Source organism: Dietzia massiliensis (assembly GCF_018390595.1).
Taxonomy (GTDB): Bacteria; Actinomycetota; Actinomycetes; order Mycobacteriales; family Mycobacteriaceae; genus Dietzia; species Dietzia massiliensis.
On the sequence record NZ_JAHBAV010000339.1, the window covers coordinates 1 to 340 of the forward strand.

Genomic DNA, 340 nt, shown 5'->3' on the forward strand with positions numbered 1-340 from the left:
GTTCCGTACAGTAAATAGACCAGCAACGCGACCACGACAGCCAGCTGCAACACCAGGCGAACCGCCAGCGGCTTGACGTAGTCCGTCAGCACCTGCCACAGCCCGATCCAGGCGTGCACCAGAATCGACAGCAAGGTCAGCAGAGTGAACACTTTCGTAATGGAAGTGGCGAAGAAACCGCGCCAGATGTCATAAGTGAGTTCCGGGGCCGTGACGAAAAAACCCAGGATATACAGGACGTACAGGGTGATGATGATAGCGGAAGCGCGCAGCAGCAGCCAATCGTGCACGCCGTTGCGCCCTAATGCAGAAACGTTGTTTACCATACGAGGACTCCAGC

At 56.5% G+C, this 340-nt stretch carries 1 protein-coding gene; it reads right to left on the reverse strand.

Annotated elements, in window-relative coordinates:
* A partial coding sequence (sdhD, locus tag KHA85_RS20725) for a succinate dehydrogenase membrane anchor subunit (RefSeq protein WP_213186752.1) occupies positions 1 to 326 on the reverse strand: 326 nt, incomplete at its 3' end.
* Positions 327 to 340 lie beyond the last annotated feature (14 nt).